The 1,287-nt window shown below is 40.2% G+C and carries 2 protein-coding genes; both read left to right on the top strand.

Features of this window, described 5'->3' with window-relative positions; genetic code table 11:
- A partial coding sequence (locus tag ACZFYI_RS20425) for an energy transducer TonB (protein WP_462525959.1) occupies positions 1-529 on the top strand: 529 nt, incomplete at its 5' end.
- A gap of 56 nt (positions 530-585) precedes the next feature.
- Positions 586-1,080: an energy transducer TonB gene (locus ACZFYI_RS20420; RefSeq protein WP_462525958.1), complete on the top strand. Its 495-nt coding sequence runs from the start codon at positions 586-588 to the stop codon at positions 1,078-1,080.
- The last annotated feature ends 207 nt before the right edge of the window (positions 1,081-1,287 follow it).

Below are 1,287 nucleotides of genomic sequence, written 5' to 3'. Positions count from 1 at the left end.
GCGAATCATCATGATGAATACCGCACAATCCGGATTGATCCACAAATGGAGATTCTTACTTGCATTGCCTGTTCTAGGATTGATGGTTTTTGTTTTTTCATGTGAGAAGAGTGCTGATAATTCTTTTTCAGAAGTCATGGAAATACCCATGTCTAAGGAGGAAACGGTTCCGCCCAATCCTGATGAAATCAATTCAAAGATTATGGAAGCAGATGAAGTCTTTGACATTGTGGAAGAATCACCTGAATTTCCGGGAGGCATGGAAGCTTGGAACAATTTTCTTAGGCAAAACCTCAAATACCCAAGCCAAGCCAGAAGAATGGGAATCGAAGGAACGGTCTATGCGGTCTTTGAAATCAGGACTGATGGGAGCGTTCAAAATATCGAATTGTTGAGAGGAATCGGGGGAGGATGCGATGAAGAAGCAATGCGGGTGATCGCGGCTTCTCCAAATTGGATTCCCGGAAAGCAAAGAGGTAGGTTGGTAACTGTCAGAATGAGGATACCGATCAGATTTAAATTGGGCTAAACCCTAAAAGGATTACAAAGCAAAAAGAATATCAACCAAAAAATCAATGTAAAAAGATGAAAACAACCAAATCAAACCCTACAAACAAAAGTAGCCTTCTCATTGCGATCCCTCTTTTGGGACTGATGATTGTGTTTTTTTCCTGCGATTTTCAGGAATATGATGAAAAAATAGTTTTAGAAAATGGCGAGGTGACTAGCAAGAACATTGAAACAAATGAGATTTTCGATGTGGTGGAGGACTCACCAGAGTTTCCCGGTGGCATGGAAGCTTGGAATGAATTCCTCATGAATAACCTCAAATATCCTGAACAAGCCAGAAAAATGGGTATAGAAGGTACTGTTTATTTGGTCTTTGAAGTAAGGAAAGACGGTTCAGTGGAAAATGTAGAACTCCTCAAGGGTATAGGTGCCGGCTGTGATGAAGAGGCCAAGCGGGTCATTAAAAAATCACCAAACTGGATACCAGGCAAACAGCGGGGGCATATTGTCAATGTAAGGATGAGGGTTCCGATCAAGTTCAAACTCGGCGAAAAAGAAGTAATTGCTTAAAGTCCATAAAACAAAAAATAAATCCCCTCTTAGTAAATCAATTTCAAGCGATCAAACACCTTCCTTAAATGAACACAAACGCATCAAAATCAAAAAGTACAAACAATTTCCTGTTGGCTATAATCCTGTTGGCCATGATGGTATTTATAATCTCCTGCAAAAGCTCCAAAGAATCTGCTTTTTCAAAAACCATGGACATCCCAATGG

It is taken from the genome of Aquiflexum sp., from assembly GCF_977115555.1.
Note: the sequence above shows the minus strand (reverse complement) of the source record. Positions and strands in the feature narration are given on the sequence as shown.